This is a genomic window from Pararhodobacter sp., assembly GCF_036802785.1.
Taxonomy (GTDB): Bacteria; Pseudomonadota; Alphaproteobacteria; order Rhodobacterales; family Rhodobacteraceae; genus Pararhodobacter.
The window spans coordinates 1-25,879 of sequence record NZ_DAIRVN010000052.1 but is presented as its reverse complement, the minus strand read 5'-3'; the positions used below and the strand labels follow the sequence as shown (position 1 = coordinate 25,879).

Annotated in this window: 26 protein-coding genes; 15 read left to right on the top strand and 11 right to left on the bottom strand. The window is 67.4% G+C overall.

Annotated features, from left to right (window positions below; translation table 11 throughout):
- Window positions 1-7: 7 nt before the first annotated feature.
- Genes V7Q53_RS16100 through lptF form a run of 3 tightly spaced genes read right to left on the bottom strand, consistent with a single transcriptional unit; the run spans window position 8 to window position 4,398 of the window.
- Entirely contained in the window at window positions 8-2,176 is a 2,169-nt protein-coding gene (locus V7Q53_RS16100) for an LPS-assembly protein LptD (protein WP_333829701.1), read from the bottom strand.
- On the bottom strand, window positions 2,177-3,274 hold the full coding sequence (gene lptG / locus V7Q53_RS16095; RefSeq protein ID WP_333829700.1) for an LPS export ABC transporter permease LptG: 1,098 nt from the start codon (window positions 3,272-3,274) through the stop codon (window positions 2,177-2,179).
- Window positions 3,271-4,398 (bottom strand): LPS export ABC transporter permease LptF, encoded by a 1,128-nt coding sequence (gene lptF, locus V7Q53_RS16090; RefSeq protein WP_333829699.1) that lies wholly within the window; start codon window positions 4,396-4,398, stop codon window positions 3,271-3,273. Before lptF ends, lptG begins: the two co-directional genes overlap by 4 nt.
- Window positions 4,399-4,650: 252 nt before the next feature.
- Here lptF and V7Q53_RS16085 point away from each other — a divergent pair, with 252 nt between their 5' ends.
- From V7Q53_RS16085 to V7Q53_RS16065, 5 genes are all read left to right on the top strand, one after another.
- Window positions 4,651-6,105, top strand: coding sequence for a leucyl aminopeptidase (locus V7Q53_RS16085; protein WP_333829698.1), 1,455 nt, complete (start codon window positions 4,651-4,653; stop codon window positions 6,103-6,105).
- Window positions 6,106-6,112: 7 nt separating this feature from the next.
- The gene (locus tag V7Q53_RS16080) at window positions 6,113-6,586 is read left to right on the top strand and encodes a DNA polymerase III subunit chi (protein ID WP_333829697.1); all 474 of its coding nucleotides are present in this window, start codon (window positions 6,113-6,115) and stop codon (window positions 6,584-6,586) included.
- Between the two features lie 224 nt (window positions 6,587-6,810).
- Complete coding sequence (locus V7Q53_RS16075) at window positions 6,811-7,629, top strand: metal ABC transporter ATP-binding protein (protein WP_333829696.1); 819 nt, start codon at window positions 6,811-6,813, stop codon at window positions 7,627-7,629.
- Window positions 7,626-8,783 carry an iron chelate uptake ABC transporter family permease subunit gene (locus V7Q53_RS16070; RefSeq protein ID WP_333829695.1) on the top strand — a complete coding sequence of 386 codons (1,158 nt, stop codon included), beginning with the start codon at window positions 7,626-7,628 and terminating at the stop codon, window positions 8,781-8,783. Before V7Q53_RS16075 ends, V7Q53_RS16070 begins: the two co-directional genes overlap by 4 nt.
- Window positions 8,780-9,931 carry a metal ABC transporter permease gene (locus tag V7Q53_RS16065; RefSeq protein ID WP_333829694.1) on the top strand — a complete coding sequence of 384 codons (1,152 nt, stop codon included), beginning with the start codon at window positions 8,780-8,782 and terminating at the stop codon, window positions 9,929-9,931. The genes V7Q53_RS16070 and V7Q53_RS16065 overlap by 4 nt, the downstream gene beginning before the upstream one ends.
- A 28-nt stretch (window positions 9,932-9,959) precedes the next feature.
- On the opposite strand, the gene V7Q53_RS16060 is transcribed toward V7Q53_RS16065, so the two are convergent.
- Window positions 9,960-10,877: an N-acetylmuramic acid 6-phosphate etherase gene (locus V7Q53_RS16060; protein ID WP_333829693.1), complete on the bottom strand. Its 918-nt coding sequence runs from the start codon at window positions 10,875-10,877 to the stop codon at window positions 9,960-9,962.
- On the bottom strand, window positions 10,874-11,764 hold the full coding sequence (locus V7Q53_RS16055) for an N-acetylglucosamine kinase (RefSeq protein WP_333829692.1): 891 nt from the start codon (window positions 11,762-11,764) through the stop codon (window positions 10,874-10,876). Before V7Q53_RS16055 ends, V7Q53_RS16060 begins: the two co-directional genes overlap by 4 nt.
- Window positions 11,765-11,871: 107 nt before the next feature.
- Between V7Q53_RS16055 and V7Q53_RS16050 the strand changes: the two genes are divergently transcribed.
- Window positions 11,872-13,014 (top strand): N-acetylglucosamine-6-phosphate deacetylase, encoded by a 1,143-nt coding sequence (locus V7Q53_RS16050; protein WP_333829691.1) that lies wholly within the window; start codon window positions 11,872-11,874, stop codon window positions 13,012-13,014.
- A gap of 27 nt (window positions 13,015-13,041) precedes the next feature.
- Here the strand turns inward: V7Q53_RS16050 and V7Q53_RS16045 are convergent, their stop codons facing one another.
- From V7Q53_RS16045 to V7Q53_RS16035, 3 genes are read right to left on the bottom strand one after another with little or no spacing between them, the layout of a single operon-like run.
- A complete protein-coding gene (locus tag V7Q53_RS16045; protein ID WP_333829690.1) occupies window positions 13,042-14,046 on the bottom strand; it encodes an alpha/beta fold hydrolase in 1,005 nt (334 codons plus the stop codon).
- Between the two features lie 43 nt (window positions 14,047-14,089).
- Window positions 14,090-14,392 carry a hypothetical protein gene (locus V7Q53_RS16040; protein ID WP_333829689.1) on the bottom strand — a complete coding sequence of 101 codons (303 nt, stop codon included), beginning with the start codon at window positions 14,390-14,392 and terminating at the stop codon, window positions 14,090-14,092.
- Window positions 14,393-14,415: 23 nt separating this feature from the next.
- The gene (locus V7Q53_RS16035; RefSeq protein ID WP_333829688.1) at window positions 14,416-15,600 is read right to left on the bottom strand and encodes a phosphoglycerate kinase; all 1,185 of its coding nucleotides are present in this window, start codon (window positions 15,598-15,600) and stop codon (window positions 14,416-14,418) included.
- 178 nt (window positions 15,601-15,778) lie between these two features.
- Here V7Q53_RS16035 and V7Q53_RS16030 point away from each other — a divergent pair, with 178 nt between their 5' ends.
- From V7Q53_RS16030 to V7Q53_RS16010, 5 genes are all read left to right on the top strand, one after another.
- Window positions 15,779-16,285: a peptidylprolyl isomerase gene (locus tag V7Q53_RS16030; RefSeq protein ID WP_333829687.1), complete on the top strand. Its 507-nt coding sequence runs from the start codon at window positions 15,779-15,781 to the stop codon at window positions 16,283-16,285.
- Window positions 16,278-16,880, top strand: a complete 603-nt coding sequence (locus tag V7Q53_RS16025) for a peptidylprolyl isomerase (protein ID WP_333829685.1) — start codon at window positions 16,278-16,280, stop codon at window positions 16,878-16,880. Before V7Q53_RS16030 ends, V7Q53_RS16025 begins: the two co-directional genes overlap by 8 nt.
- Window positions 16,881-16,994: 114 nt before the next feature.
- Window positions 16,995-17,369 carry an NADH:ubiquinone oxidoreductase subunit NDUFA12 gene (locus V7Q53_RS16020; RefSeq protein WP_333829683.1) on the top strand — a complete coding sequence of 125 codons (375 nt, stop codon included), beginning with the start codon at window positions 16,995-16,997 and terminating at the stop codon, window positions 17,367-17,369.
- A gap of 41 nt (window positions 17,370-17,410) precedes the next feature.
- On the top strand, window positions 17,411-17,863 hold the full coding sequence (gene mlaD / locus V7Q53_RS16015; RefSeq protein ID WP_333829681.1) for an outer membrane lipid asymmetry maintenance protein MlaD: 453 nt from the start codon (window positions 17,411-17,413) through the stop codon (window positions 17,861-17,863).
- Complete coding sequence (locus V7Q53_RS16010) at window positions 17,860-18,228, top strand: DUF2155 domain-containing protein (protein ID WP_333829680.1); 369 nt, start codon at window positions 17,860-17,862, stop codon at window positions 18,226-18,228. Before mlaD ends, V7Q53_RS16010 begins: the two co-directional genes overlap by 4 nt.
- On the opposite strand, the gene aat is transcribed toward V7Q53_RS16010, so the two are convergent.
- Genes aat through accB form a run of 3 tightly spaced genes read right to left on the bottom strand, consistent with a single transcriptional unit; the run spans window position 18,198 to window position 20,745 of the window.
- On the bottom strand, window positions 18,198-18,863 hold the full coding sequence (gene aat, locus V7Q53_RS16005) for a leucyl/phenylalanyl-tRNA--protein transferase (RefSeq protein WP_333829679.1): 666 nt from the start codon (window positions 18,861-18,863) through the stop codon (window positions 18,198-18,200). The genes V7Q53_RS16010 and aat overlap by 31 nt on opposite strands.
- 48 nt (window positions 18,864-18,911) lie before the next feature.
- Window positions 18,912-20,258, bottom strand: a complete 1,347-nt coding sequence (gene accC / locus V7Q53_RS16000; RefSeq protein WP_333829678.1) for an acetyl-CoA carboxylase biotin carboxylase subunit — start codon at window positions 20,256-20,258, stop codon at window positions 18,912-18,914.
- A gap of 10 nt (window positions 20,259-20,268) precedes the next feature.
- Window positions 20,269-20,745, bottom strand: coding sequence for an acetyl-CoA carboxylase biotin carboxyl carrier protein (gene accB / locus V7Q53_RS15995; protein ID WP_333829677.1), 477 nt, complete (start codon window positions 20,743-20,745; stop codon window positions 20,269-20,271).
- Between the two features lie 114 nt (window positions 20,746-20,859).
- Here accB and V7Q53_RS15990 point away from each other — a divergent pair, with 114 nt between their 5' ends.
- The 4 genes from V7Q53_RS15990 to V7Q53_RS15975 all read left to right on the top strand — a co-directional run.
- Window positions 20,860-22,269, top strand: a complete 1,410-nt coding sequence (locus tag V7Q53_RS15990) for a short-chain fatty acyl-CoA regulator family protein (protein WP_333829676.1) — start codon at window positions 20,860-20,862, stop codon at window positions 22,267-22,269.
- 141 nt (window positions 22,270-22,410) lie between these two features.
- Window positions 22,411-22,863: a response regulator transcription factor gene (locus V7Q53_RS15985; RefSeq protein WP_442954440.1), complete on the top strand. Its 453-nt coding sequence runs from the start codon at window positions 22,411-22,413 to the stop codon at window positions 22,861-22,863.
- On the top strand, window positions 22,860-23,240 hold the full coding sequence (locus V7Q53_RS15980) for a hypothetical protein (protein ID WP_333829675.1): 381 nt from the start codon (window positions 22,860-22,862) through the stop codon (window positions 23,238-23,240). The genes V7Q53_RS15985 and V7Q53_RS15980 overlap by 4 nt, the downstream gene beginning before the upstream one ends.
- Window positions 23,237-25,879 (top strand): ATP-binding protein (locus tag V7Q53_RS15975; protein WP_333829710.1); only part of this gene is annotated, 2,643 nt, incomplete at its 3' end. The genes V7Q53_RS15980 and V7Q53_RS15975, both read left to right, overlap by 4 nt.

Below are 25,879 nucleotides of genomic sequence, written 5' to 3'. Positions count from 1 at the left end.
CAGTCACTCAGGTCCGGCAGGCACGTCCCATCGGGGTGGCGCGCGCTCCGCCGACACCGAGAAGTTCGACCTGCAGGCCGAAAGAGGTCGACCGGGACACATTAGTAGAGGTTGCGAAGCGATGCGAGAGGGAAACATCGACCGAGACGCAATCGGCACGATAACCCAGCCCGGTCCGTGCGGTGCGGAATTCGCGCTGGCTGACGTCATATTCCCAGCCAAACCGCGCCGCGACGCCGTTGGCGAACTGGTGGCTCACGTTCATGTACCATTCGGCACGGTTTTCGTTGCGGCCCTCAAAAGTATTGGCGGGCAGGTAAACATAAACCGTGGAGAGACCGGTGGCGCGCCCGTACCAGTTAAGGCTGGCCTCGCCCCGGCTGGGGTTGCTGGCATCGTCCAGCAGCAGGCGCAGGCCGAAGGACAGGCCGCGCGGCCCCCAGATGCGGCCCGCCAGCAGCCAGTTGGAATGGGTCTGGCCCAGCGGCTGCGGGTTGACCGGGTCAAAACCGTCATAGCCGTCACGCCGCCAGATACGGCCCGCAAGCGCCTCCATCGACAGCCCTTCAGCATCCAGCCGCGCCCAGCGCAGGCCAAGATTGGCGCGGGAGCCGTCGTCGGGGGCATCATGGCCGGAGAAGCGGGCCATGGAGAACAGGTTGCCGGGGTCCAGCTCCGGCATGACATGGTCTTCGTTGGGCAGGTCAACGCGGTTGCGGTGGCTGGCAATGACCTGCGCGATGGGTTCGATCACATAGGCAGTGCCGCTGGCGCCACTGGCGGCCCAGGGCCAGCGCAGGTCGATCATCCCCTCGAAAGCGCGGCGCGTCACCGGAACGGGATAGGCGCTGTCATCGCCGATGCGCACATGATCCAGCCGGGCCTGCGCCGCGCCGGTGGCCACGATGCCTGCGGGCAGGATGAACTGACGGCGCCACTCTGCGGCCATGTTGAAGCGCGCCAGATCACGGCCCTGCGGCCCGTCGGTGCGCGCGCGGCGCTGGTGGGCATGGGCGCCGAAGCGCAGCCGCAATTCGCCGCCCGCAGGCGTGGTGGCCAGCCCGATGCGCTGTTCCCATTCCGCCTGCGCCACCAGGTTAGGCAGTTCGCGGTTGTTCACGCCCGCATCCAGCGTGCGAAAATGCACGATCCGGGCGCGCAGGGCCTGGTCGCGGCGGTAGCGGTCAACCGTGATATGGCTGCGGATGCGCGAATCCGAGGTGATGCCATAGGTGTTCAGATAGCTTCGGTCGCCCGGGGCGATGAGATCGGCGGTCAGGCGGAAATCGTTGCGCAGATGGAACAGCGCACGCGCATAGGCATAGCCGCGCGCGCGGTCGGGCAGCCGGTCATCGCGCGAGATCTGCCCGCCCAGCTCAAGCCCGCCATTGGCGAAGGCGGCCCGGTAGCGCAGCGCCACCGACACCGCGCCCTGCGAATACAGGCTGGGCGTGATGGTCAGATCCCGCGCCGCGCCGAGCGGGATGAAATAGGGCAGCGACAGCCCCACCCCCAGCCCGCTGAGCACCTCCAGCCGGGGTGTCAGAACCCCGCGCGCGCGCTCAACCGTCGGATCGGGCAGGCGCAGATGCGGGAAATAGGCCACCGGCACGCCTGCGATACGGAACTGGGCGTTGTCGAAGTAAAGCTGCTGCGCCTCCTGATCATGGGTCACGCGTGTGGCACGGATTTCCCACAGCGGCGTGGGGTTGGAGGCGCAGACCGGGCAGCTTGAGGCCACCACCGAATTCATCCGGGTGAGACTGGCATTTTCACGCTCGATCGAGGCGGCGGCGATCTGCATCTGCTGGTCCAGCACCATCCGGGCCGAGCGAATCAGCCCGCTGCGCATGTCATCCGACAGCTCAGCGGAATCGGCCAGAAAAAGCCGGTCAGGCCCGTCCTGCAGCACGATGGGCCCCTCGATGGCCAGATGGTTGCGCGCCTGATCATAAGTGACCCGCCCGGCGGTCAGACGCACCGAGCCATACCAGACCTCGACCGCGCCGCTGGCGACCAGGCGTCGCGCGGCGTCCACGAAGACCTGATCGGCGGTCAGCGTGGCCTGCCCCCGGCCCTGCGCGGCGAGCGGGGATGCACCGGTGATGAACAAGCCAAGACAGGCCGCAGAAACGGCCCCCCTTGCCCAGTTGCGCATCATCTTGTGCAGTCGCACTCAGCCGTCCTCCAGATGCAGCAATACCCCAAACGCCAGCAGCATGGAAGCGACCGGCGGGGTCCAGATTGCCAGAGCGACGGGAATCTGCCCGTTCTCCCCGAGAACTTGCGCGAAGTTGCGCAGAAAGAACAGAGCGAATCCTGCCAGAACCGTGATCAGAATGCGCTGCGAGGCGCCCCCGGTGCGGCTGTGCTGCAAGGATAGCACCGCGCCGATCAGCATCATGGCCGCCATCAGCAGCGGCGTCGCCAGTTCGGCCTGAAACTGTGCGCGGTGGTCGCGGGTGGACAGGCCCGCCCTGTCCATCGCGCGGATGAAGGCGGGCATCGCCCAGACCGAGATGGTGCCGCTGCGCGCAAGGCTGTCGCGGATGCGCGCCGGGGTCAGGTCGGTATCCAGCGCAACAACCGGGTAGCGGCGCGCGCTCTGCTCGGGGTTGAGGTCATCAAGGTTCCATTGCTTGGCGTTGTTCAGCTGCCAGCTTCCCGGTTCCAGCCGCCCGCTTTCGGCCTCGATCCGCATGACCGGCGCGCCGGATTCGCGGTCAAAGACCAGAAAACTGACCGTGGTGAAGGTCAGCCCGTCTGCCTCCACCCCTTCGGCGCGGATCACCGTCTGACCCAGCGCATCGCCCTGCCGCAGCCACAGGGCCGAATCGCTGATCGAGATCTGCGCCACCATTTCCGGGTTTTCCAGCGCCTGAAGCTGGGCCTGATAGATCCGTGTGGCCGCCGCCGCGATGGGGTTGAGCAGCGCCACTACCAGCGCGCCGAAGATCAGCACCGCCACCAGCGGCTCTGCCAGCATGCGCTTGGCCGAGCGGCCCGCAGCGCGGATGACCACCAGCTCGGACGAGCGCGCCATGGCCAGAAACAGCCCCATCGACGACAGGATCATCAGAAGCGGCATGATCTGGTAAAAGGTGCGCGGCACCCGCAGCACCGACAGCAGCAGCAGCGTGGGCAGGCCCGCCTCGCCACCGAAACGGCGTACCACCTCGAACACCTCGAACATGACGAGCATGCCAAAGAACACCGCAGCGATCATCAGGAAGGTCGTCGCCAGACGGCGCACCACATACAGGCCCAGCGTCATGGCGCGCCCCCCGCTTTGAGGGTCGGGCAGGGGCGGCGGGTTCTTGCGCCATAATGCAGCAGCATCACCGCCACGCCGATTGCCCCCGCAAGCGGCACCAGCCCCACCCATGCCAGCGCGGCCGAGCGCATCGCCACGCCGGTGAGGGCATTGGCAAAGGTCTGCATCACTGCCAGCAGGACCACCGCCAGCACCACCTGCCGCCAGAAACCCAGCCTGCTGAACCCGCCCGCCATCAGTGCCGCAAAGCCGATCAGCGCGGTTGCCACCGCCGCGAAAGCATCAACAAAGCGCGAGACCAGTTCAAAGCGCAGCTGCGCCGGGGTGGCACGGGTTTCCAGCATCAGCGCCGGGTCAGGGTGCATCAGCGCGCGCGTCGACAACTCCTGCACCGAGCGCCCGCGCCCGATGGGGCCGATCAGCGCGCCAAGATCATAGGTGAAGTCGCTGAAGGTGGTGGTGGAAAGCCGCCCGGTGCGCGCATCGTGGATCTGGGCGAAACCGTCGATCATCACCAGCTTCGGCCCACTGGCCTCGGGCACGATCAGCGCGGTGCGGGCGGTATAGTCAATGCGCTGCGCGAAAGAGCGGGTGTCAGAAAGGAAGATGCCGCGCAGCACGCCTTCGGGCGAGATTTCCGAGATGAAAAAGGTGATCCCGCCGCCCGGATGCTGGAAAACGCCCTGCTGCAAAAGGCCCGCCGTGATGTTCTGCGCAATCTCGTTCTGCCGCTGGGCAAGCTGGCTATAGGCCGAGGGGATCAGGAAGTGCATCAGAACCAGCAGGAACCCGGCCACCACCATCCCGAACACCACCACCGGGCGCGCCAGACGGTAGGGTGACATCCCCGCCGCCTGCAACACCGCGATCTCATTGGAGCGCAGCATGGCCTGCGTGACATAGACCGTGGCGACAAAGGCTGCGACGGGCAGCACCGTGCGGATCAGCATGGGCAGGCTGAGGGCGGTGAATTCGATGAACACCAGAAGCGGCTGGCCGTCGCTGATCAACTGGTCGAACAGCCTTGCCGCGCGATTGACCCAGTAAACCGAGACCAGAACGAGCGAGAAAAAGGCAAACACGCGCAACAGCTGCGACAGAATATATCGATCCAGCCGCGCCACGCGACAACCCTTCCTGCTAGCATCTTGCGCGGCACCCTAGACGGTTTTTCCGGGCAGGAAAACCGCCAAAGCAAGGGCAGGGTGCCCGGGGTGTGCGGTGCGGCGGTTGGGGGCACTGGCCAAAGGCGGCGCAGCGGGCTAGCTTCGGCCCGGATCACTGCGCGTACCCGCCCGGCGCCCCCCTTTCCCGCTTCCGGGTCACGGCGCGGCCTTGCCGGCGCAACCGTGCCGATGTTGAAAATGGAGACCGATATGCCCTTTGTTGCGATTGATTTTGCCGCCGCCGATGCCGAGGTGCTTGCCACCCATGCCGGGCGTGTCATCGCCTTTGCCGATGCCGGGCTTGATCCGTGGTCAAAGCGCCTTGACCGGCTGACGCGCGGCGCACTCAGCCGTGCCATTGCCAGCGAGGGCTGGGAAAAGCTGAAACCGGGCGAGGGGCTGGAGCTGGCCTTTCCCGCCGGGATGGCGGCGCAGGCGGTGCAGCTGATCCGCCTGCCGAAGAACGCGACACCGGCGCAGTTGCGCAAGGCCGGGGCCAGCATCGGCCGCGGTCTGGGTGCTCCGGGCGGGCTGGTGGCCGGTGCCTCGGTCCGCAAGATCGAACATCTGGCCGAAGGTCTGGCGCTGCGCGTCTATGCCTTTGCGCGCCGCGCCGAGGCCCCGAAAGCGCCCGGCCCCGTCACGCTGTTCTGCGCCGACCCTGAGGCCAGCCAAGCCGCCGCCGCAGGCCTTCTGGCCCGCGCCGAGGCCGTGCATTTCACCCGCGATCTGGTCAACGAGCCCGCGAATATCCTCACCACGACCGAATTTGCCAACCGGCTGGAGGATATGCGCGCGCTCGGGCTTGAGGTTGAGGTGCTGGAAGAGGATGCGCTTGAAAAGCTGGGCATGCGCGCGCTGCTGGCGGTTGGTCAGGGCTCGGAAAGCCCGTCCAAGGTGGTGGTGATGCACTGGCGCGGCGGCGGCGATGAAAAGCCGCTGGCGCTGGTCGGCAAGGGTGTGGTCTTTGATACCGGCGGCATCTCCATCAAGCCTGCGGGCGGGATGGAAGACATGGTGATGGACATGGGCGGCGCGGGCGTTGTCGCCGGTGTGATGCGCGCACTGGCCGCGCGCAGGGCCTCTGCCAATGTCGTGGGGCTGGTGGGTCTTGTGGAGAACATGCCCGACGGGCGCGCGCAGCGGCCGGGTGATGTGGTCACCTCGATGAAGGGCGATACGATCGAGGTGATCAATACCGATGCCGAGGGGCGTTTGGTGCTGGCCGATGTGATGTGGTACGCGCAGGAGCGGTTCGATCCGGTGGCGATGATTGATCTGGCCACCCTGACCGGCGCGGTGATCATCGGGCTGGGCCATGAAAAGGCCGGGGTATTCGCCAATGATGACGCGCTTTGCGCCGATTTCCTGAAAGCCGCCGCAGATACCGATGAGGGCGCATGGCGCCTGCCGCTGGACCCGGCCTATGACGAGCAGATCAAGTCGCGCGTGGCCGATGTGAAGAATGTGGGCGGGCGGCCTGCCGGGTCGGTGACCGCCGCGCAGTTCCTGCAACGCTTCGTGCGGCCCGGCATGCCGTGGATCCATCTGGATATCGCCGGGGTGGCGATGGTTGGCAAGGAAACCGCCTTTGCCCCCAAGGGCGCGACCGGCTGGGGTGTGCGCGCCCTTGATACGCTGATCCGCACCCGTTTCGGCGGCTGAGCGGCGCATGGCTGTCGCGCGCTTCTATCACCTGACGCAAGACCCGCTGGAGGTGCTGCTGCCGGTCCTGATCGGCAAGGCCATCGAGGGGGGGCTGCGCGTGGCGCTGCGCGGCTCTGAGCGCGCGCGGATGGAGGCGCTGGACCTGCAGTTGTGGCGCGGCGACGGTTTTTTGCCGCATGGTCTGGCCGGTGGCCCGCAGGATGCCGACCAGCCCGTCCTGTTGTGCTGCGATGCCACGCCCGCGCCCGATCTGCCCAACCGCCCCGGCTGCCTGATCACGCTCGATGCCAGCCCGGTCAGCGCCGATGAGGCCCGCGCGCTGGAGCGTCTGTGCATCGTCTTTGACGGGCTGGACCCGCAGGCGGTGGAGGCGGCGCGCGGCCAGTGGCGCGCGCTCACCCAGGCCGACATCGCCGCCGAATACTGGAGCCGCGCCAGCGGCCGCTGGACCTGCGAGGCGCGCCATCCCAAGGGCTGAGCGCGGGTTTCACAGTGTTTCGCCCTGTTTCGCGGCAATCGGCGCGAAGGGCCTTCCACTTGCGAACGAATCGCAATAAGACGGGCAGGCGGCTTTGCGGCGCGTCTTGCTTGGCCGATCCACACGAAGCGCCGCAGGCTGCTGAACGTCGCAGTTTCTGACCGGAAGGGCCTTTCCGCCTTTCCGGGGAAACTGCTCAAAGACCGCATCCCGAAGGGGGCACCATGGTTGCGCTGCACGAGCCACATATCGCCTGCCATATCGAAGACCTGACCGTCAGTTACCATGAGCAGCCGGTGCTGTGGGATATCGACCTTGATATCCCGCCCGGCGTCATGGCGGCGATTGTCGGGCCGAACGGGGCAGGGAAATCCACGCTGATCAAGGCCGTGCTGGGGCTGGTGACGCCGGTGGCCGGGCATGTGCGCATCTTTGGCCTGCCGATCGGCGCGGCGCGGCGGCGGGTGGGCTATGTGCCGCAGCGCCAGTCGGTTGACTGGGATTTTCCCGCAACCGTGCTGGACGTGGTGCTGATGGGGCTTTACGGCCAGCTGGGCTGGCTGCGCCGCCCGGGCCGGGCGGAGCGCATGCGCGCCATGGCCGCGCTGGAGCAGGTGGGGCTGGAAGATTACGCCCGCCGCCAGATCAGCCAGCTTTCGGGCGGCCAGCAGCAGCGGGTCTTCATCGCCCGCGCGCTGGTGCAGGAGGCTGACCTTTATTTCCTTGATGAGCCGATGGCGGGCGTCGATGCCGTGACCGAGGCGGCAATTGTCGATCTGCTGAAGAAACAGCGTGACGCGGGCAAGACGGTGGTGGTGGTGCATCATGACCTTCAGACCGTGGCGCGCTATTTTGACTGGCTGGTGATGCTCAACCAGCGGATCATCGCGCAGGGCCCGGTGGCCGAGGTCTACACGCCGGAAAACCTGCGCGCGGCCTATGGCGGCCAGCTTGCGCTGATCGGCGCGCTGGAGGGGGCTGCGGGCGCGGCTTCTGACAACGCGGCTGACAAGACGGCTGACAAGGGGCGGGAACAGCCGTGAGCTTCGAGATCAGCCATACGTTGATGACCGTCGCCATGGCCGCCACGCTGATCGGCGCGGTGGCGGGGGTGCTGGGCTCGTTTCTGGTGCTGCGCGGGCAAAGCCTGCTGGGCGATGTCATCTCGCATGCGGCGCTGCCCGGTGTGGTGGCGGGGTTCCTTTTGTCGGGCACCCGCAGTTTCGTGGCGATCCTGCTGGGCGCGCTGGTGGCCGGGGCGCTGGCCGGTCTGTCGGTGCAAGCGCTGCGAAGGGGCACCGGCATGAAGCCCGATGCGGCGCTGGGGGTGGTGCTCAGCCTGTTCTTTGCCGCCGGTGTCGTGCTCTACAGCCATGCGCAGGGGCAGGGCGGGGCGGCGGGGTTGCAGGTGTTCCTGTTCGGGCAGGCGGCCTCGGTCCTGCGGGCGGATCTGGTGCCGATGGCGCTGGTGGCGGTGCTCGTGCTGGGGGTGATCGCCGCGCTGTGGAAGGAATTTCAGTTCATCAGCTTTGACCCCGAAGGCGCGCGCGCGGCGGGCCTGCCGGTGAATGCGCTTGAAACCGTGCTCAGCGTGCTGGTGGCGGTGGCGATTGTTCTGGGGCTGGCGCTGGCCGGGGTGGTGCTGATGGTGGCGATGCTGATCGCCCCCGCGGTCGCCGCCCGGCAATGGGTGGACCGGCTGGGGCCGATGGTGTTGCTGGCCGCCCTTTTCGGCGCGGGTGCCGGGGTCACCGGCGCGGTGCTTTCCGCCACGGGGCAGGGCGTGGCGACCGGCCCGGTGATGGTGCTGGCGGCGACGGCCATTGTGACCCTCTCGCTGGCCTTTGCGCCGGGGCGCGGGCTGGTGGCGCGCGCGCGTCAGCGGCTGCGCGCGCGTCAAAGCCTGCACCGGCGGCAGGTTCTGGGCGCGCTCCGGGGGCTAAGCACGGAACATGGCGACCCGGGCTATCGCAGCGAAGAGACGATGCTCGACGCCTATCTGGGCACCGCAACCCGCCCCGCGCTGAAACGGCTGGAGCAGGACGGGCTGATCCGGCAGGTGGCGCATGGGCCGGAGGGACGTGTGCACTGGGAGCTGACCGGGCGGGGGCATGAGGCCGCCCCGGATGATGGTCCGAGGAATGATGGAATGTACACAGATGGCATGCGCAAAGACCAGACCGGAGGCCAGCCATGATTGCCGCCTTGCAATCCATCCCGGCGATGATCCTGATGACCGGCGCGCTGGTGGCGATCTCGGGCGCGCTTCTGGGCAGTTTTCTGGTGCTGCGCGGGCAGGCCATGGCCAGCGACGCCATCGCGCATGCCATCGTGCTGGGGATCGTGCTTGCCTGGATGCTGACCGGCGCGCGCACCGGCCCCCTGTCCATCGCCGGGGCGGCGCTGGCCGGGCTGGCCAGCGTGCTGGCCGCGCAGGCCCTGGCGCGCACCCGGCTGATGGGGCATGACGCGGCCATCGGGCTGGTGTTTCCGGCGATGTTCGCGCTGGGAGTGCTGCTGATCAACCTCAACGCGCGCAACCTGCATCTGGATGTCGACGCCGTTCTGCTGGGCGAGATCGGCTTTGTCTGGCTGAATACCGCCACTGTCGGCGGGGTCGATGTGCCGGTGGCCGCGCTGACGCTTGCGGTTGTGGCGCTGATCAACGCGCTTTTCGTGGGTCTGTTCTGGAAAGAGCTGAAGCTGGCCACCTTTGACCCGGGCCTTGCCGTGGCGCTGGGGTTCCGCCCGGGCCTTCTGGGCGGGGTGCTGCTGGCGCTGACCTCGGTCACGGCGGTGGCGGCGTTTGACGCGGTGGGGGTGGTGCTGTTCATGGCCTTCCTGATTGTCCCCGCCGTCACCGGCTGGCTGCTGAGCCGCCGCCTGTGGGCCATGCTGTGCATCGCGCTGGCCTCAGGGCTGATGTCGGTGGGGGCGGGCTATGGGTTGGCGGTGCGCTGGGATGTCTCCATCGGCGGGATGATGGCGGTTGCCACCGGGGGCGGTCTGGTGCTGGCGCTGCTGATCGCGCCGCGCAGCGGGGTTGTGGCGGCGCTGATCCGGCGCAGAACCCTGCGCGATGAGGCGCGGCTGAACACTCTGCTGATCCACCTTGCCACCCATGCGGGCACCCCCGCGCAGGCCGAGGAATGCACCGAGGCGGCCTTCATCGACCATCTGCACTGGCCGCAGGCGCTTGCGCGCAGCGTGATCCTGAACGCGCTGGACCGGGGGTTGATGGAACGCACCGGCGCGCAGTTCTCGCTGAGCGAAAGCGGCAGGGCGCGGGCGCTGATGGTGATGCGCGCCCATGACCGCCGCCGCGCGATGCCGCCTGAAAGCTAGCCGTGACTTTTCGCTTGTCCGGGCCGCGCTAAAGCTGCGCCGTCAGCGCCAGATGCAACCGCCCGTCGCAGGCGGCCAGAAGGCGCAGGGCCTCATCGCCCGGAACATCGCGCGCCAGCATCACGACGGCGGCCTTGATCGAGCCCCCTTCATCGAGCGCGCGCTCAGACTCCGCGGGCGAGGCGCTGGCCAGTTCGGCGACCATGGCAATCGCGCGGGTGCGCAGCTTGGCATTGGTCGGCGCCATCTCGACCATGCGCCCGCGCCAGACATGGCCAAGCCGCAGGAAAACCCCGGTGGAGAGGATGTTGAGCACCGCTTTCTGCGCGGTTCCGGCCTTCATCCGGGTTGATCCGGCCACAATCTCGGCCCCGGTGTGGACCAGAAGCGGATGGGCGCAGACCGTGCCCAACGCACCGCCGGGGTTGTTGAAAACGCCGACTGTCAGCGCGCCCTTGTCCCGCGCATGGGCAAGGCCCGCCACGGTAAAAGGTGTGCGGCCCGAGGCTGCGATGCCGATCACCACGTCCTGCGCCGCGAGCGCCTGCGCCTCCAGCGCTTTGATGGCGGCGGGGCCGTCATCCTCGGCCCCCTCGACCGCGCGCAGAAGCGCACCCTCGCCCCCGGCCATCAGCGCCAGCGCCCGCTCCGGTGGCCAGCCGAAGGTGGGCAGCAGTTCAGCCGCGTCCTGCACCGCGATCCGGCCCGACGTGCCCGCGCCCAGATAGATCAGCCGCCCGCCCCCGCTCAGCCGTTCGGTTGCGGCGTCAATGGCCGCCGCCAGTGCGCCCGCCACGGCCTGTACCGCTGCAACGGCGGCCATCTGCCCTTCGATCATCGCGCTGACCATGTCTTCGGTCGGCCAGCTCTCGACCCCGGCAAAGCGGGTGGCGACGGATTCGGTGGTGATTTCTGCGGTTTTTGCGGCTGGGTCTGCGGTGCTCATATGTTCTCCGATGCGTGGCGGGCGGCGGCCAGCGCGGTGTCCGCCTGGCGGAATTGCGGGGCCTGCGCGGCCAGAAGGCTGGTGAGGGTCTCGCGGATCTCCGGGCCAAGCGCGAGCGCGCCGCCGGTAAAGACCAGCGGCGCGGGGCCTGCGCGGGCGATCAAGATGCGCGCCAGCCGCTCCAGCTCGGTCGCGGCGGCGATCAGCAGGGCGCGCGCCTCCGTGTCGCCCCCGGCGGCGGCGGCGGCGACACTGCGGGCCAGAAGGCCGATGCGCCCCCTGTCACCGGCATAGACATGGCGGCGCACGGCCTCCCACCCGGTGCCGCCGACCGCGTCAAACAGATGCTGCGCCAGCAGCGAAGGTGGCGCGCCCTCATCCATGCGCCGCAGCACCGCGCGCAACGCCCGCAGCGCGATCCAGCTGGCCGAGCCGCCGTCGTCGATCAGCGCGCCATGCCCGCCGATGATCAGCGCCGTGCCATCGGGCAGGCGTGTCATGCCGACAGACCCGGTTCCCGCCAGCACCAGATGCCCGCGCGCCGCACCAAAGGCCGCGCGATAGGCCAGCTCCATATCGTTTTCATGGCTGACCTGCGCGGGCGCCAGCCCCAGCGCGCGGGCACAAAGCGCCGTCACCGCCGGATCGCGCGTAAAACCGGCGCCGGTTACCCCCAGATGCGCGCGCAGGGGCGCGCAGGGCAGGGCCGCGCGCAGGCTTTCCAGCGCGGCGACAAAAGCGCTGCGGTGGCCCGCGTCGCCGATCAGCCCGGTCGCGCCGGGGGCCGCGCCGCGCGCAACCTCGGCGCCTGAGGCGGTCAGCAGCACCCAGCGGCTGGCCGTGCCGCCCATGTCGATGCCCAGATAGGTGATGCCCGGATCAGTCATGCCAGCGCTCCTGTTGCCCCAGCGATAGCGCGCGCAAGGCGCGAAGGCCACCGCTTTGCGCCGCGCCCCGGTTGCGCTATGGCTGGGCAGGAAGAACGGAGTGAGCGATGTCTGACACCGCAACGGTTTATCGCGCCGACTGGCTGCATGACGGGGCACGGCTGCACCCCGGCGCGGCGCTGTGGCTGCAGGGCGGGCGCGTGGCGGGGGTGCTGCCTGCGGGCGCTCCGCTGCCCGAGGGGGCGCGGCTGCAGGACCTTGGCGCGGGGGGCATCGCGCCGGGGATGGTGGATCTGCAGGTCAATGGCGGCGGCGGGGTGATGCTGGGCGCGGGCGCGGATGGCCCGATGCTTGCACGGATCAGCGCGGCGCAGGCGCAGCTGGGTGCTTTGACAATCCTGCCCACGCTGATCACCGATACGCCCGAGGTGACGCAGGCAGTGATCGCCGCCACCATCGCCGCCTGCCGGGCCGGAATGCCGGGCATCGCCGGGCTGCATCTGGAAGGCCCGCATCTGGACCCTGCGCGCCACGGCGCGCATGACCCTGGGCTGATCCGGCCGATGACGGGGGATGATCTGGCGCTGTATGTGCGGGCTGCGGATGCGCTGCCCGCGCTGATGATCACCCTTGCCCCCGAAGCGGCGAGCGCGGCGCAGATCACCGCGCTGGCGCGGGCCGGGGTGGTTGTCAGCCTTGGCCACAGCGGTTGCAGTTTTGAGGCGGCGCAGGCCGCCCTTGCTGCCGGGGCCCGCTGCGTCACCCATCTTTACAACGCCATGAGCCCGCTGGGCCATCGCGCGCCGGGGCTGGTGGGGGCGGCGCTGGACAGTGATGTGGCGGCGGGGGTAATTGCCGATGGCGTCCATGTCGCGGATGCCGCGCTGCGGGTGGCGCTGAAGGCCAGCGACGGGCTGTTTCTGGTGAGCGATTCGATGGCGGTGGCGGGGACTGCGCTGGAGGAATTCACCCTCGGCGGGCGGCAGATTTTTCGCCGCGGGGGGCGGCTGACCCTGGCGGATGGCACACTGGCGGGGGCCGATATCAGCCTGCCGCAATCGGTGGCGCGGCTGGTGGCGGCGGGCTGTGGGCTGGAGCGCGCGCTGGCCATGGCGACATCGCTGCCCGCCGCGCTGATCGATGCGCCGGGCGGGCGGCTGGTGACGGGTTGCGCGGCTGATTTCGTGCATCTGGATGACAGGCTGACGCTGGCCGGCGTCTGGCGCGGGGGTGTCAGGCTGGCGGCGTGATTGCGCTATTTCGCAGATATCGGAAATTTACTGCGGCGCGGCCCGGTCGCTCGCCCGGTCCTGCGCCCGGGCGATGGCTGCCACCACCGCCTCCGGGTGGCTGTGCTGCAACATATGCCCGCCCTGCGCGATGGTGGTCAGCCGGGCGCTGGCGCGTGCATCGGCAAGCCGCGCGCTGTGGATGTGCAGACCGACAATCGTATCCGCATCGCCATGGACCAGCTCGATCGGCAGGGTCAGCGCGCCATATCCCGGCGCCATCTGCGCCAGAAAACCGTTCAGTGTGTTGACCTGCCGGGTGTTTGCCTCCTGCGAGGCGCGGCGCATCGACAGGCCGGGGCCGAAATGGTCGATATAGCCTGCGGGCACCGGATCGGGAGCAAAGATCGGGGCAAAGACGCTGCGCGCCACGGATTCGGGCACCAGAGCGCTGATCAGCAGCCGCAGCGGGCGCCCGAGCGGGCCGTCATGCAGCCGATACCAAAGACCCAGCGCCCCCTCCCACGGATAGGTGGCGCCGCTGATCAGAACCAGCGCTGCGGTGTCATCGGGGGCCTGCATCGCCCAGGCCATGGCCACCGCACCGCCATAGGAATGGCCCAGCACAATGGGCTGCGAAACCCCGAGCTGCGCCACTGCCTGCCGCAGGATACGGGCCTGCACCTGCGGGTCGCTGTCGGCCGCGCCGTGGCTGTCAGACCAGCCGAGGCCGGGACGGTCCACGGCGATGATCCGGTAGTCTGCGGCCAGCCGCTGGGTCAGCTCAAAGGTGAAATCGCGCAGATTGCCATTCGCACCGTGGATCAGAATCAGATCGGGCGCGGTCCCGCGCGGCTGGCCCAGCTCAAGCAGATGCACCTGCCGCCCGTCGACAGCCACCCGCACACCGAGGGGCGGGTGCGCGGCCATCCAGCGCGCCTCACGCGTATCGGCGCGGGCGTCAAGCGCCAGCGTGACACCCGCAAGAATGCCCAGCCCGGCCAGCAGCGCCACAACCAGCAGGAGCGGAGAAAAGGTCAGACCAGCGGACATCAGGCACTTTCAGAACGGTTCTGCGGTCAACCTAGGGCGCCGCTTACCGCCGTCCAGCCGGTTCAGCGTTCATTCTTCCGGCCCGCCCGCCGCGCCGCACGGGCACCAGCGGGCGCGCATGCAGCGCCTCCAGCAGCAGCGCGGTCATCGGATGGCCGGGGCTGGCCTGCGCATGGCGCGCATGAAGCCGTTGCAGTGCCGCGCCGTGATCAGGCGCGACCTCCAGGCTCAGCGCCCATTCCATCAGGATCGTCCGGCATTCCGGGTCGGTGATCCCCTCAATGCGGAAGCTTTCGCGTATCAGGCCCTTGGGGTCGTCGCGGTCGTCGCGGTCGATCTGTGGCATCCCGGCTCCGTTTTCAGCGGTGATCAGCGTTCGAGCGCGGCAACCCCGGGCAGAACCTTGCCCTCCATCCATTCCAGAAAGGCACCGCCTGCCGTCGAAATATAGGTGAAATCAGCCGCCGCGCCAGCCCGGTTCAGGGCGGCGACCGTATCGCCCCCGCCCGCGACCGAGATCAGCCCGCCCGCTTTGGTGAGCGCCGCAGCATGGCGCGCGGCGGCGTTGGTGGCGGTATCGAAAGGTTCGATTTCAAAGGCACCCAGCGGGCCGTTCCAGATCAGCGTGCGCGCGGCGTCGAACACTGCGGCGATGGCGGCGATGCTGGCGGGGCCCGCATCCAGTATCATCGCATCATCAGGGCAGGTGGTGACCACCTCATGCGCCGCGCCTTCGCGGAATTCGCGCGCCACCACCAGATCGACCGGCAGGTGGATGCGGCAGCCTGTTTCCTTGGCGTGGTCCAGAATGGTGCGGGCGGTATCGGCCAGATCATGCTCGCAAAGCGATTTGCCCACGGGCACGCCTTTCGCTGCCAGAAAGGTATTCGCCATGCCGCCGCCGATCACCAGATCATCGACCTTGCCCACCAGATTGCCCAGCAGGTCCAGCTTGGTGGAAACCTTGGCGCCCCCCACCACGGCCACCACCGGGCGCTCGGGCTTGCCAAGGGCCGCCTCCAGCGCCTTCAGCTCGGCCTCCATCAGGCGGCCCGCGCAGGATGGCAGCAGCCGCGCAATTGCCTCGGTCGAGGCATGGGCGCGGTGCGCGGCCGAGAAGGCATCGTTGACATAGATATCGCCAAGGGCGGCCATGGAAGCGGCCAGTTCGGCATCGTTCTTTTCCTCGCCGGGGTGAAAGCGGGTGTTTTCCAGCAGCACCACATCGCCGGGCTCCATCGCCCCGATGACGCGCTTGGCGGGCAGGCCGATGCAATCCTCGGCAAAACCCACCGGATGGCCAAGCGCCGCTTCCAGCGCGGGAAGCACCTGACGCAGCGACATTTCCGCCACCACCTTGCCCTTGGGGCGGCCAAAATGGGCCAGCAGCACCACCTTGCCCCCGGCCGCCGCGATATGGCGGATGGTCGGCAGAACGGCGGTGATGCGCGTGGCGTCGGTGACCTTTCCCGCATCAATGGGAACATTGATATCCACCCGCACCAAGGCGGTCTTGCCTGCGAAATCCATCGCATCGAGCGATTGCCAGCCCATCGGAAAGCTCCCCTTATCCTGATCTTGAGCAAGGTGATGCCCGCAGGCGGCGCGCGGGTCAACACCCCGCGCTTGACCTCTTGTGCATGAACTTGCCGCGATCCGGGTCCGGCAGGTCTTTTCCTTGGCGGGCAAGAGGGCTACGGTCCCCCGCGAAAAGATGACCAGAGGAGCCACCATGGCCGAGATCAAGGACCCCGAAAACACCATCGTGATGGAGCTGAAGAACGGCACCGTCATGATCGAACTGCTGCCCGATATCGCCCCCAAACATTGCGAGCGCATGAAGGAACTGGCGCGCGCCGGGGCCTATGACAATGTGGTCTTTCACCGGGTGATCGAGGGCTTCATGGCCCAGACCGGCGATGTGGCCAACGGCAATGCCGAGAAGGATTTCAACCTGGGCCGCGCCGGAACCGGCAGCTCGGACCTGCCGGACCTGCCCGCCGAATTCTCGGGCATCCCGCATGACCGTGGTACGCTGGGTGCGGCGCGTTCGCAGAACCCGAATTCGGCCAACAGCCAGTTCTTCATCAACTTTGGCGACAACCACTTCCTGAACCGGCAATACACCGTCTATGGGCGGGTGATTTCGGGCATGGAGCATGTCGATGCGATCACGCGCGGCGAGCCGCCTGCGAACCCTGACCGGATGATCTCGGTCAAGGTGGCATCCGATGCATAAGCGCCTTTTCCTTGCCGCCGGTCTTGCGCTGGGGCTTTCAGTGGGCCTGTCGGGGCTCAGCGGTGCTGCCATCGCGCAGACGGCGGCACCCGCCGATGCGCCGGTGCTGGAAATCACCGTGGCGGGCGAAGGCGTGGGCGTGATTCGCGTCACCCTGCGCCCGGACCTTGCGCCTGAGCATGTCGAGCGGGTGGTCACGCTGGCCGAACAGGGCGCTTACGACGGCGTTGTGTTTCACCGCGTGATCGAGGGCTTCATGGCGCAGACCGGCGATGTCCAGTTTGGCCGCGGCGGTGGCGATACGGCGCGCGCGGGCATGGGCGGATCGGAGCTGCCTGACCTGCGGGCCGAATTCACCTCGGAGCCCTTTGCGCGCGGCGTGATGGGCATGGCGCGCTCGCAGCACCCGGACAGCGCGAACAGCCAGTTCTTCCTGATGTTCGCCCCGGCGCTGCATCTGAACGGCCAGTACACCGTTCTGGGGCAGATCACCGAGGGGCTGGACGTGCTTGATGCGATCAAGCGCGGGCGCGGCCCCAACGGCGCCGTGATCGGCGAACCGGATCGCATGGAAAGCGTGCGCGTCATCCGCTGAACGAAACTGCCTTCCGCCCCTGCAGATGCGGGGGCGGATATGGCACCGACAGGGCTTTATTTCCGCAGGGATCTGCGTCATATGAAAGCCAATCCGGAACAAGGGACCATGGCCATGAAATTCCTTCTTCGCCTGCTGACCTGGTGGAACAGCCAGACCCTGGGCACCCAGCTTTTTACCTGGCGAAAAGGGGTCCGCGTTGGCGAGGATGATCAGGGCAACATCTATTACCAGACCACGGATGGTAAGCGCCGCTGGGTGATCTTCAACGGCGAGATGGAAGCCAGCCGCATCAGCCCTGACTGGCATGGCTGGATGCACCACACCTGGAATGAGCCGCCGACCGACAAGCCGATGAGCCATCGCGCCTGGGAAAAACCGCATGAGGTGAACCACACCGGCACCGCGCTGGCCTATGCGCCCGCAGGCTCGCTGCGCCATGTCAGCCCGGTTGAGCGGCGTGATTACGAGGCGTGGCAGCCGGAATGACGCCCGCCGCCGCGCCCTGCATGAACCGGAGTCGCTGAGCGATGGTTTACAGACGCTGGGAAATCGCCCTTGGCGGCGCTGTGCTTTTTGTCGCGGTGCTTTTTGCCGTGTTCATTGTGCAAAGCACCGGCACGCGGCTGATGTCCGACACCGGCTATGAGCTGAACGCCACCTTCCGCTCGGCCGAAGGGGTGCGCCCGGGGACCGAGGTGCGCATCGGCGGCGTCCGGGTGGGCACTGTCAGCCGGATGGGGCTGGACAGCGAGAGCTTCCGCGCACAGGTTTCCGTGCTGATTGACCAAAGCCTGAGCCTGCCGGACGACAGCACCATTCAGGTGGCCTCCGAGGGGCTTCTGGGCGGCACCTTCATCGAAATTCTGCCCGGCGGGTCGCCGTTCGATCTGGAGCCGGGCGCGATGTTTCAGGATTCGCAAAGCGCGGTCAGCCTTGTGCAGCTGATGATGCGCTTCGTGACCGGGTCAGGTGACGAATGAGCGCCCGGCTGGCTCCCGTTTTTCTGGCGCTTGCGCTGGGGGTATCGGGTGCACCTGCTGCGGCGCAAAGCACGGTCGCCTCGGGCGATGGGGTCAATCTGCGCGGCCTCGACAAGATTTCAGGCCTGACGACCGATCTGGCGCTGTCCGTGGGCGAGACCATCAGCTACGGGCGGATGTCCATTTCGCTGATATCCTGCCGCTACCCGGCGGATGACCCTTCGGCTGAAGCCTATGCTTTCCTTGAGATCATTCATGAAACCCGCAACGAGCGGATGTTCTATGGCTGGATGGTCGCCTCCAGCCCGGCGCTGAATGCGCTGGACGATGCCCGCTACGATGTCTGGGTGCTGAGCTGCGAGTAAGCCCCGTTTGCGGCCTCCGGATTGACCGGCGAAAAGGCTGCGGCGTGATCGGCCTCGATGCTCAGCGCCGCGTCAAGCATGCGGCGATAGGTGTTGCGGCTGATTTCCTGCCCGCCGAGGCTGGCCAGATGCGGGGTCAGGTACTGGGTGTCCAGCAGCGTGAACCCGCCCCGCCGCAGCCGCGCGACCAGTTCGGCCAGCGCCAGCTTTGAGGCATCGGTGCGGCGCGAGAACATGCTTTCGGCAAAGAAGGCGCCGCGCAGCGCAAGGCCATAAAGCCCCCCCGCCAGCGCGCCGTCAGGCCCGCGCACCTCGATGGAATGGGCCACGCCCAGCCCGTGCAATTCGTTGAACACGCGCGCAATTTCCGGGTTGATCCAGGTCTCGTCACGGTCGGCGCAGGCGCTCAGGACGGCGGCGAAATCGCTGTCGCAACTGAACTGCCACGCCCCGCGCCGCAGGCTGCGCCTGAGCGAGCGGGCGGTGTGAAACCCGTCAAGCGGCATGATCCCGCGGCGCTGCGGCTCGAACCAGTGAAGTGTGTGCGCCTGTGCCGATTCCGCCATGGGAAACAGCCCTGAGGCATAGGCCCGGATGATCAGCGAAGGGGTGAGCTGCACACCAGACTCCTGCATACCCGGCCCGTTCAGCGGGCCGGGCAAGGCCCCGTCAGGCCAGCTTCGTCAGGCCAGCTTTTCGGCCAGGAATTTTTCCAGCCAGTGGATGTTGTAGTCACCCTTGAGGATGGCTTCGTCTTCCAGCAGCGTGAAGAACAGCGGCACCGTGGTATCGATCCCGTCGATGATCAGCTCCCCCAGCGCGCGGCGCAGCCGGGCCAGCGCCTCGGGCCGGTCGCGGCCATGGACGATCAGCTTGGCCACAAGGCTGTCATAGTAAGGCGGAATGCGGTAGCCGCCATAAAGCGCCGAATCCATCCGCACGCCCAGTCCGCCGGGTGCGTGGAAGGTTTTCACCACACCGGGGCATGGCGCGAAATTGGGCAGCTTTTCCGCGTTGATCCGCACCTCGATGGCATGGCCGTTGATCACCAGATCATCCTGCGTGAACGACAGCGGCAGCCCGGCAGCGATGCGGATCTGTTCGCGCACCAGATCGACGCCGAAAATCGCCTCGGTCACCGGATGTTCGACCTGAAGGCGGGTGTTCATCTCGATGAAATAGAACTCGCCGTCTTCATAGAGAAATTCGATGGTGCCCGCGCCGGAATAGCCCATCTGGGCCACCGCCCGCGCGCAGATTCCCCCGATGCGGTCGCGTTCCTCAGGGGTGATCGAGGGGCCGGGGGCCTCTTCCAGCACCTTCTGGTGGCGGCGTTGCAGCGAGCAGTCGCGCTCACCCAGATGGACGGCGTTGCCCTTGCCATCGCCGAACACCTGAATTTCGATATGGCGCGGGCGCTGGAGGTATTTCTCGATATAGACCTCATCATTGCCGAAGGCCGATTTGGCCTCGGCCCGCGCGGTGCGGAACGCCACTTCCAGCTCAGGTTCGGACTTGGCCACCTTCATGCCCCGCCCGCCGCCGCCGGCGGTGGCCTTGATGATCACCGGGTAGCCCATGGCACCCGCCGCCGCCTTCGCGGCCTCGAAATCGGCGATACCGCCTTCAGAGCCCGGCACCACGGGAATTCCCAGCGCCTTGGCGGTTTCCTTGGCGGTGATCTTGTCGCCCATCATGCGGATATGGGCGGCTGAGGGGCCAACGAAGGTCAGGCCATGGTCTTCGACGATCTGCACGAAACTGGCGTTTTCCGACAGGAAGCCATAGCCCGGATGAATCGCCTCCGCCCCGGAAATTTCGCAGGCGGAGATGATCGCGGGCACGCTGAGATAGCTGTCAACCGAGGGCGCAGGGCCGATGCAGATGGCCTCGTCAGCCATGCGGACATGCATCGCGTCGCTGTCGGCGGTCGAATGCACGGCGACCGAGGCGATATCCATCTCGCGGCAGGCGCGGATGACGCGCAGGGCGATCTCGCCCCGGTTCGCGATGAGGATCTTCTTGAACATACGCCCCGCCTTATTCGATGATCATCAGCGGCGCGCCATATTCCACCGCCGTGCCATCGGCGACCAGAATGCGCTTCACCACCCCCGCATGCGGCGCGGGAATGTGGTTCATGGTCTTCATGGCTTCAATAATCATCAGCGTCTGGCCCGCCGTGACCTGAGCGCCCACGCCCACAAAGGGGTCGGCGCCCGGCTCAGCCGCCAGATAGGCGGTGCCCACCATCGGCGAGGCCACCACGCCCGGATGATCGGCAGGGTCGGCGCTGGGGGCCGGTGCCGAAGCGGGTGCCTGAGCAGCGGGCGCCGCGGAAGGCGCGCTGTGCTGCACATTCGTCACCGCCGGTGCCTGTTTGGCGACACGCACGCTGAGCATGTCATTCTCGCCATACTCGCGTTCAACCGCAATTTCAGTGAGGTTGTTTGCGTTGAGAAGTTCGGCGAGGGCCTTGATGAAGGCCACATCGGCCGCCGCGTGATCTTTGGTCATTGCCGTCCTCGATTAGGTTGGGCCGCGCCTGGTCAGGCCCGTTTTTTATTTTGTCGGTTATACGTCAGCCTGTCCGGGGTGAAAAGCGTCAATTCTCGGGCGCGGGGGCTGGACATGCCCGCGCGGCTGCTGCGTGATACGGCAAGGCGCAAGGAGGGGCGGATGCCAAAGACCACGCTTTCGGGCACACGGATACGGGCCTTGCGGCTTGCGCGCGCCATGACGCAGGCTGAACTGGCGCGCCGCGCCGGGGTCTCGCCCTCGTATCTCAACCTGATCGAGCATAACCGCCGCCGTGCCGCCACCGCGCTTCTGGATGCGATCGCAGGTGCCCTCGACATCACGCCCGAGGCGCTGAGCGAAGATGCGGGCGGGGCGCTGCTGGAGGGGCTGCGCGCCGCCGCCGTCCTGACCAGCGCCGACCCGCCGCCCGAGATTGAGCGGGTTGAGGAATTCGCGGGCCGCTTTCCGGGCTGGGCCGCGCATCTGGCCGCGCTTCAGGCGCGGGCCGAGGGGCAGGACCGCATCATCGAGCGTCTGAGCGACCGGATGACGCATGATCCCAACCTGTCCGAGGCGCTGCACGAGATTGTCTCGGCGGTGACGGCGGTGCAGTCCACTGCCGCCATTCTGGCCGAAACCGGCGATCTGGAGCAGGTCTGGCGCGACCGCTTTCACCAGAACATCCACAGCGATTCCGTGCGGCTGGCCACGGCTGCCGAGGCGCTGGTGGCCTATCTTGACCTCGCCACCGAGGAGACCGGGCTGGCCGCGCCGCAGGAAGAGATGGAAAGCTGGCTGGCGCGGCAGGCGTTCCATATTCCGGCCATCGAAAGCGGCAGCGGCGCGCAACCGGAGCGCGAGGCGCTGGCAAGGCTGACCGAAGAGCAGCCGGAACTGGCCAGTCAGGCATCGCGCGCTCTGGCCCGGGACTGGCTGGCGCGCGCGAGCGCCGATGCCGCTGCCCTGCCGCTGGACCGGCTGGCCCCGGCGCTGGCGGCGATGTTCACGCGCGGCGAGGGGTTCCGGCCCGGCGTGCTGGCCACGGCCTTTGGCGTGGGGCTGCCCCGCCTTTTTCGCCGTCTCGCCTGCCTGCCGCCCCTGCCCGGGGTGCCGCGTTTCGGGCTGGTGGCCTGCGACGGCTCCGGCACGCTGACCTTCCGCCGCCCCATCGAGGGCTTCGCGCTGCCGCGTTTCGGCGGGGCCTGCCCGGTCTGGCCGTTGTTTCAGGCGCTGATGCAGCCCGGCCGCCCGGTGCGGGTGTTGCTGGAAACCGCCAGCCGCCCGGCGCATCGGTTTCTGGCCCATGCGGTGGCCGAACCCCTCAGCAGTGCCCGGTTCGATCCGCCTTTCGCCTGGGAATCCAGCATGTTGCTGACCCCGGCCAGCGCGCAGATGCTGGGCCTGCCGGGCGGGGATGCCAGTACGGCTGAGGCCGGGGCGCTGCCCGTCGGTTCAAGCTGCCGGGTGTGCCTGCTGCCCGATTGCGTTGCCCGGCGCGAGCCCTCGATCGTCTCTCACTGAGCGCCCGGCGCCCCGCGCGCAGCGGAAACCCGGCGCAAGCGCGGGCCGGGCAGGCCCAGACGGGCTTTGACAGCGGCGCCAAATCCCGCGATAGTTGAAAAAAAGCGATCATCGCGGGTTTCGCCGGGGGAGGGCGATCGCATGCATCACGACAGAGGAGGACCGCCCGGCACGATGCTTCGGGCCACCGGGGAGTCGCAGCAGAGCGGCAGCAAGGGTCATGGCGCCGGGCGGGTGGTGCTGGTGATCGAGGATGAGCCAAACATATCCGAGGCGATCCGCTTCATCCTGCGCCGCGACGGCTGGGCAGTGCAGACCCATGCCGAGGGGCTGAACGCGCTGGAACAGATTGAATCCCTGCGGCCCGAACTGGTGATCCTGGATGTGATGCTGCCCGGCCGCAGCGGTTTTGACATTCTTCAGGCGATGCGCGCGCATCCCGGGCTGCAACAGATGCCGGTGCTGATGCTGACCGCCAAAGGCCAGACCGCCGAGCGCGATCTGGCGATGCGGGCGGGGGCCTCGCTGTTCATGGCCAAGCCCTTTTCCAACGCCGAACTGCTGGCTTCCGTGCGTCAGCTTGTCGGCGCATGAGCGCCCCGCGCGGCACCGTGTTTCTCGAGCGCGACTCGTATCGCCGCCGCCGGATCATGGATGGCGCGCGGATTTTGCCGGTGGCGGGGTTTGTGCTGATCCTGCTGCCGGTGCTGTGGTCATTCGGCAATGGCGCGAATATCGCGGCTGAGGCGGTGTATCTGTTCGTGCTGTGGTGCGTGCTGATCGGGGCTGCGGCGATTCTGGCGCGCCCGCTGCGCAGCGGGCTGAAGCGCGACACGCCCCCGGCCTTGCCGCCCGCGCCGGGCGGGGCTTTGGATGACCCGGCGACGGGATTGGTGGCGCCAGACGGGCCAAAACCGGACGGGCCAGATTCAGGCGGGCCAGAGTCGGGCGGGACAGGTTCGGTGCGCTGATGTTCAACCTGCTCATACTCGCCTCGCTCGCCTATGTGATCTTCCTGTTCTCCATCGCCTTTTTCGCCGAGCGGCGGGCCGAGGCGCTGCGCAGTGCCGGGCGCACCCCGCGCTTTCTGCGCTCGCCGCTGGTCTATACGCTGTCGCTTTCGGTCTATTGCACCGCCTGGACCTTTTACGGCGCGGTCGGCTATGCCGCGCGTTCGGGGCTGGAGTTCATGACCATCTATCTGGGGCCGACGCTGGTTTTCGTCGGCTGGTGGTGGCTGTTGCGCAAGCTGGTGCGGGTGGGCAAGGCGCAGCGCGTGACCTCGATCGCCGATCTGATCGCCTCGCGCTATGGCAAATCGAATGCGGTGGGGGTGATTGTGACACTGCTGGCGGTGGCGGCGGCCACGCCCTATATCGCGCTGCAACTGCAATCCATCTCGCTGTCGTTCAACGCTTTCACCGAGGATCAGCCGGTTGCGCCGCGCCAGCTTGCGCTGTGGGTCGCGGCGGGGCTGGCGCTGTTCACCATCCTTTTCGGCACCCGCAACCTTGATGCCAATGAGCAGCACCACGGCGTGGTGACCGCCATCGCGGTGGAGGCCGTGGTGAAGCTGGTGGCACTGCTGGCGGTGGGGGTGTTCGTGGTCTGGGGGCTGGCCGATGGCCCGGCCGATATCATTGCCCGGATCGGTGCCGCCGCGCGCCCGGAATGGGAGATCCAGCCAAACCGCTGGGTTGGTCTGACCCTGCTGTCGGCCATCGCCATTGTCACCCTGCCGCGCATGTTTCAGGTGCTGGTGGTCGAGAATTCGGATGAATCGCACCTTGCCGCCGCCTCCTGGGCGTTTCCGCTCTACATGATGCTGATGAGCCTGTTCGTGCTGCCCATCGCCGTGATGGGGCTGGAATTGCTGCCCGAGGGTACGAACCCTGATCTGTTCGTGCTGACGTTGCCACAGGCACTGGGGCAGGAGGGGCTGGCGATGCTGGCCTTTCTGGGCGGGTTTTCGGCGGCGACCTCGATGGTGATCATCGCCTCCATCGCGCTGGCGACCATGGTGTCGAACCATATCGTTGTGCCGCTCTGGCTGGCGTCGCGCAACAGTCAGGGGCAGGGGGCGGGGGATATGCGCGCGCTGGTGCTCAATGCGCGGCGGCTGTCCATCGGGGTTATTCTGGGGCTCGGTTATATCTATTTCGCGGTCAGCGGCGGCTCGCGTGCGCTGGCGGCGATTGGCCTGATTGCCTTTGTCGGCATGGCGCAGGTGCTGCCCGCTCTGGTCGGTGCGCTTTACTGGCGCGGGGCCAGCCGGATGGGCGCGGCTTCGGGGCTGATTCTGGGCAGTTTCGTCTGGCTTTACACGCTGTTCCTGCCCTCGTTCGGACCCGATGTGGTGTTCAGCGCCAGCCTGCTGGACCATGGCCCCTTCGGCATTTCGTGGCTGACCCCCTATGGCCTTTTCGGTGTCGAGGGGATGGACCCGCTGCTGCACGCGCTCTTCTGGTCGCTCAGCCTGAACACCACGGTGTTCATTCTGGCGTCGCTGTTCAGCTTTCCCAACCCGGTTGAGCGGGTTCAGGCGGCGCAATTCGTCAATGTGTTCGAGATGACGGGGCGCGGCGACGGGGCGATGACCCCGGGCTGGGTGCGCGGCAGCGCCGATTCCGAGACCGAGGTCGAGGATCTGCTGATCACCGCCCAGCGGCTGATGGGCGCGACCGAGGCGCAGGCCTTCTTTCAGGCCGAGGCGCTGGCGCAGGGCAAGGGCGGCTATCTGCCCGATGCAACGCCCGAATTTCTGGACCGGCTGGAGCGCGAACTGGCCGGATCAGTGGGCACCGCCACCGCGCATGCGATGATCGTGCAGATATCGGGTTCCAGCCATGTCTCGGTTGAGGATCTGATGGCGGTGGCCTCCGAGGCCGCGCAGATCATGGAGCATTCCGCCCAGCTTGAGGCCAAATCCGAGGAACTGGCCCGCACCGCCCGCCAGTTGCGCGAGGCCAATGAGATGCTGCAGAAGCTGAGCGTGCAGAAAGACAGCTTTCTGTCGCAGATCAGCCATGAATTGCGCACGCCCATGACCTCGATCCGCGCGTTTTCAGAAATCCTGATGGATGAGGATGGCATTGGCCGCGACGATCAGGTGAAATACGCGGGCATCATCCATGACGAAAGCATCCGCCTGACCCGGCTGCTGGATGACCTGCTGGATCTGAGTGTGCTGGAGAACGGGCAGGTCAATCTGGATATCCAGCCCGGCCTGTTGTCGGAACTGCTGAACCGGGCGCTGATGGCGTCAAATTCGGTTCAGCCCGAGCGGCGCTTTGTCATCCTGCGCAATCCCCCCGATGAGCAGGTCGCGCTGAGCACCGATATCGGACGGCTGACGCAGGTGTTCATCAATGTGCTGTCGAATGCGCGCAAATACTGCACGGCGTCCGAGCCGGTGATGCGCATCAGCGTGCGCCGTCGCGCGGGACGGGTGGTGGTGGATTTCATCGACAATGGCGCGGGGATTCCCAAGAAAAGCCAGGCGTTGATCTTTGAGAAATTCGCGCGGCTGACCGATACGCATCAGGCGGGCGGGGCGGGGCTGGGGCTGGCGATCTGCCGGGAGCTCATGCACAACCTTGGTGGCGATATC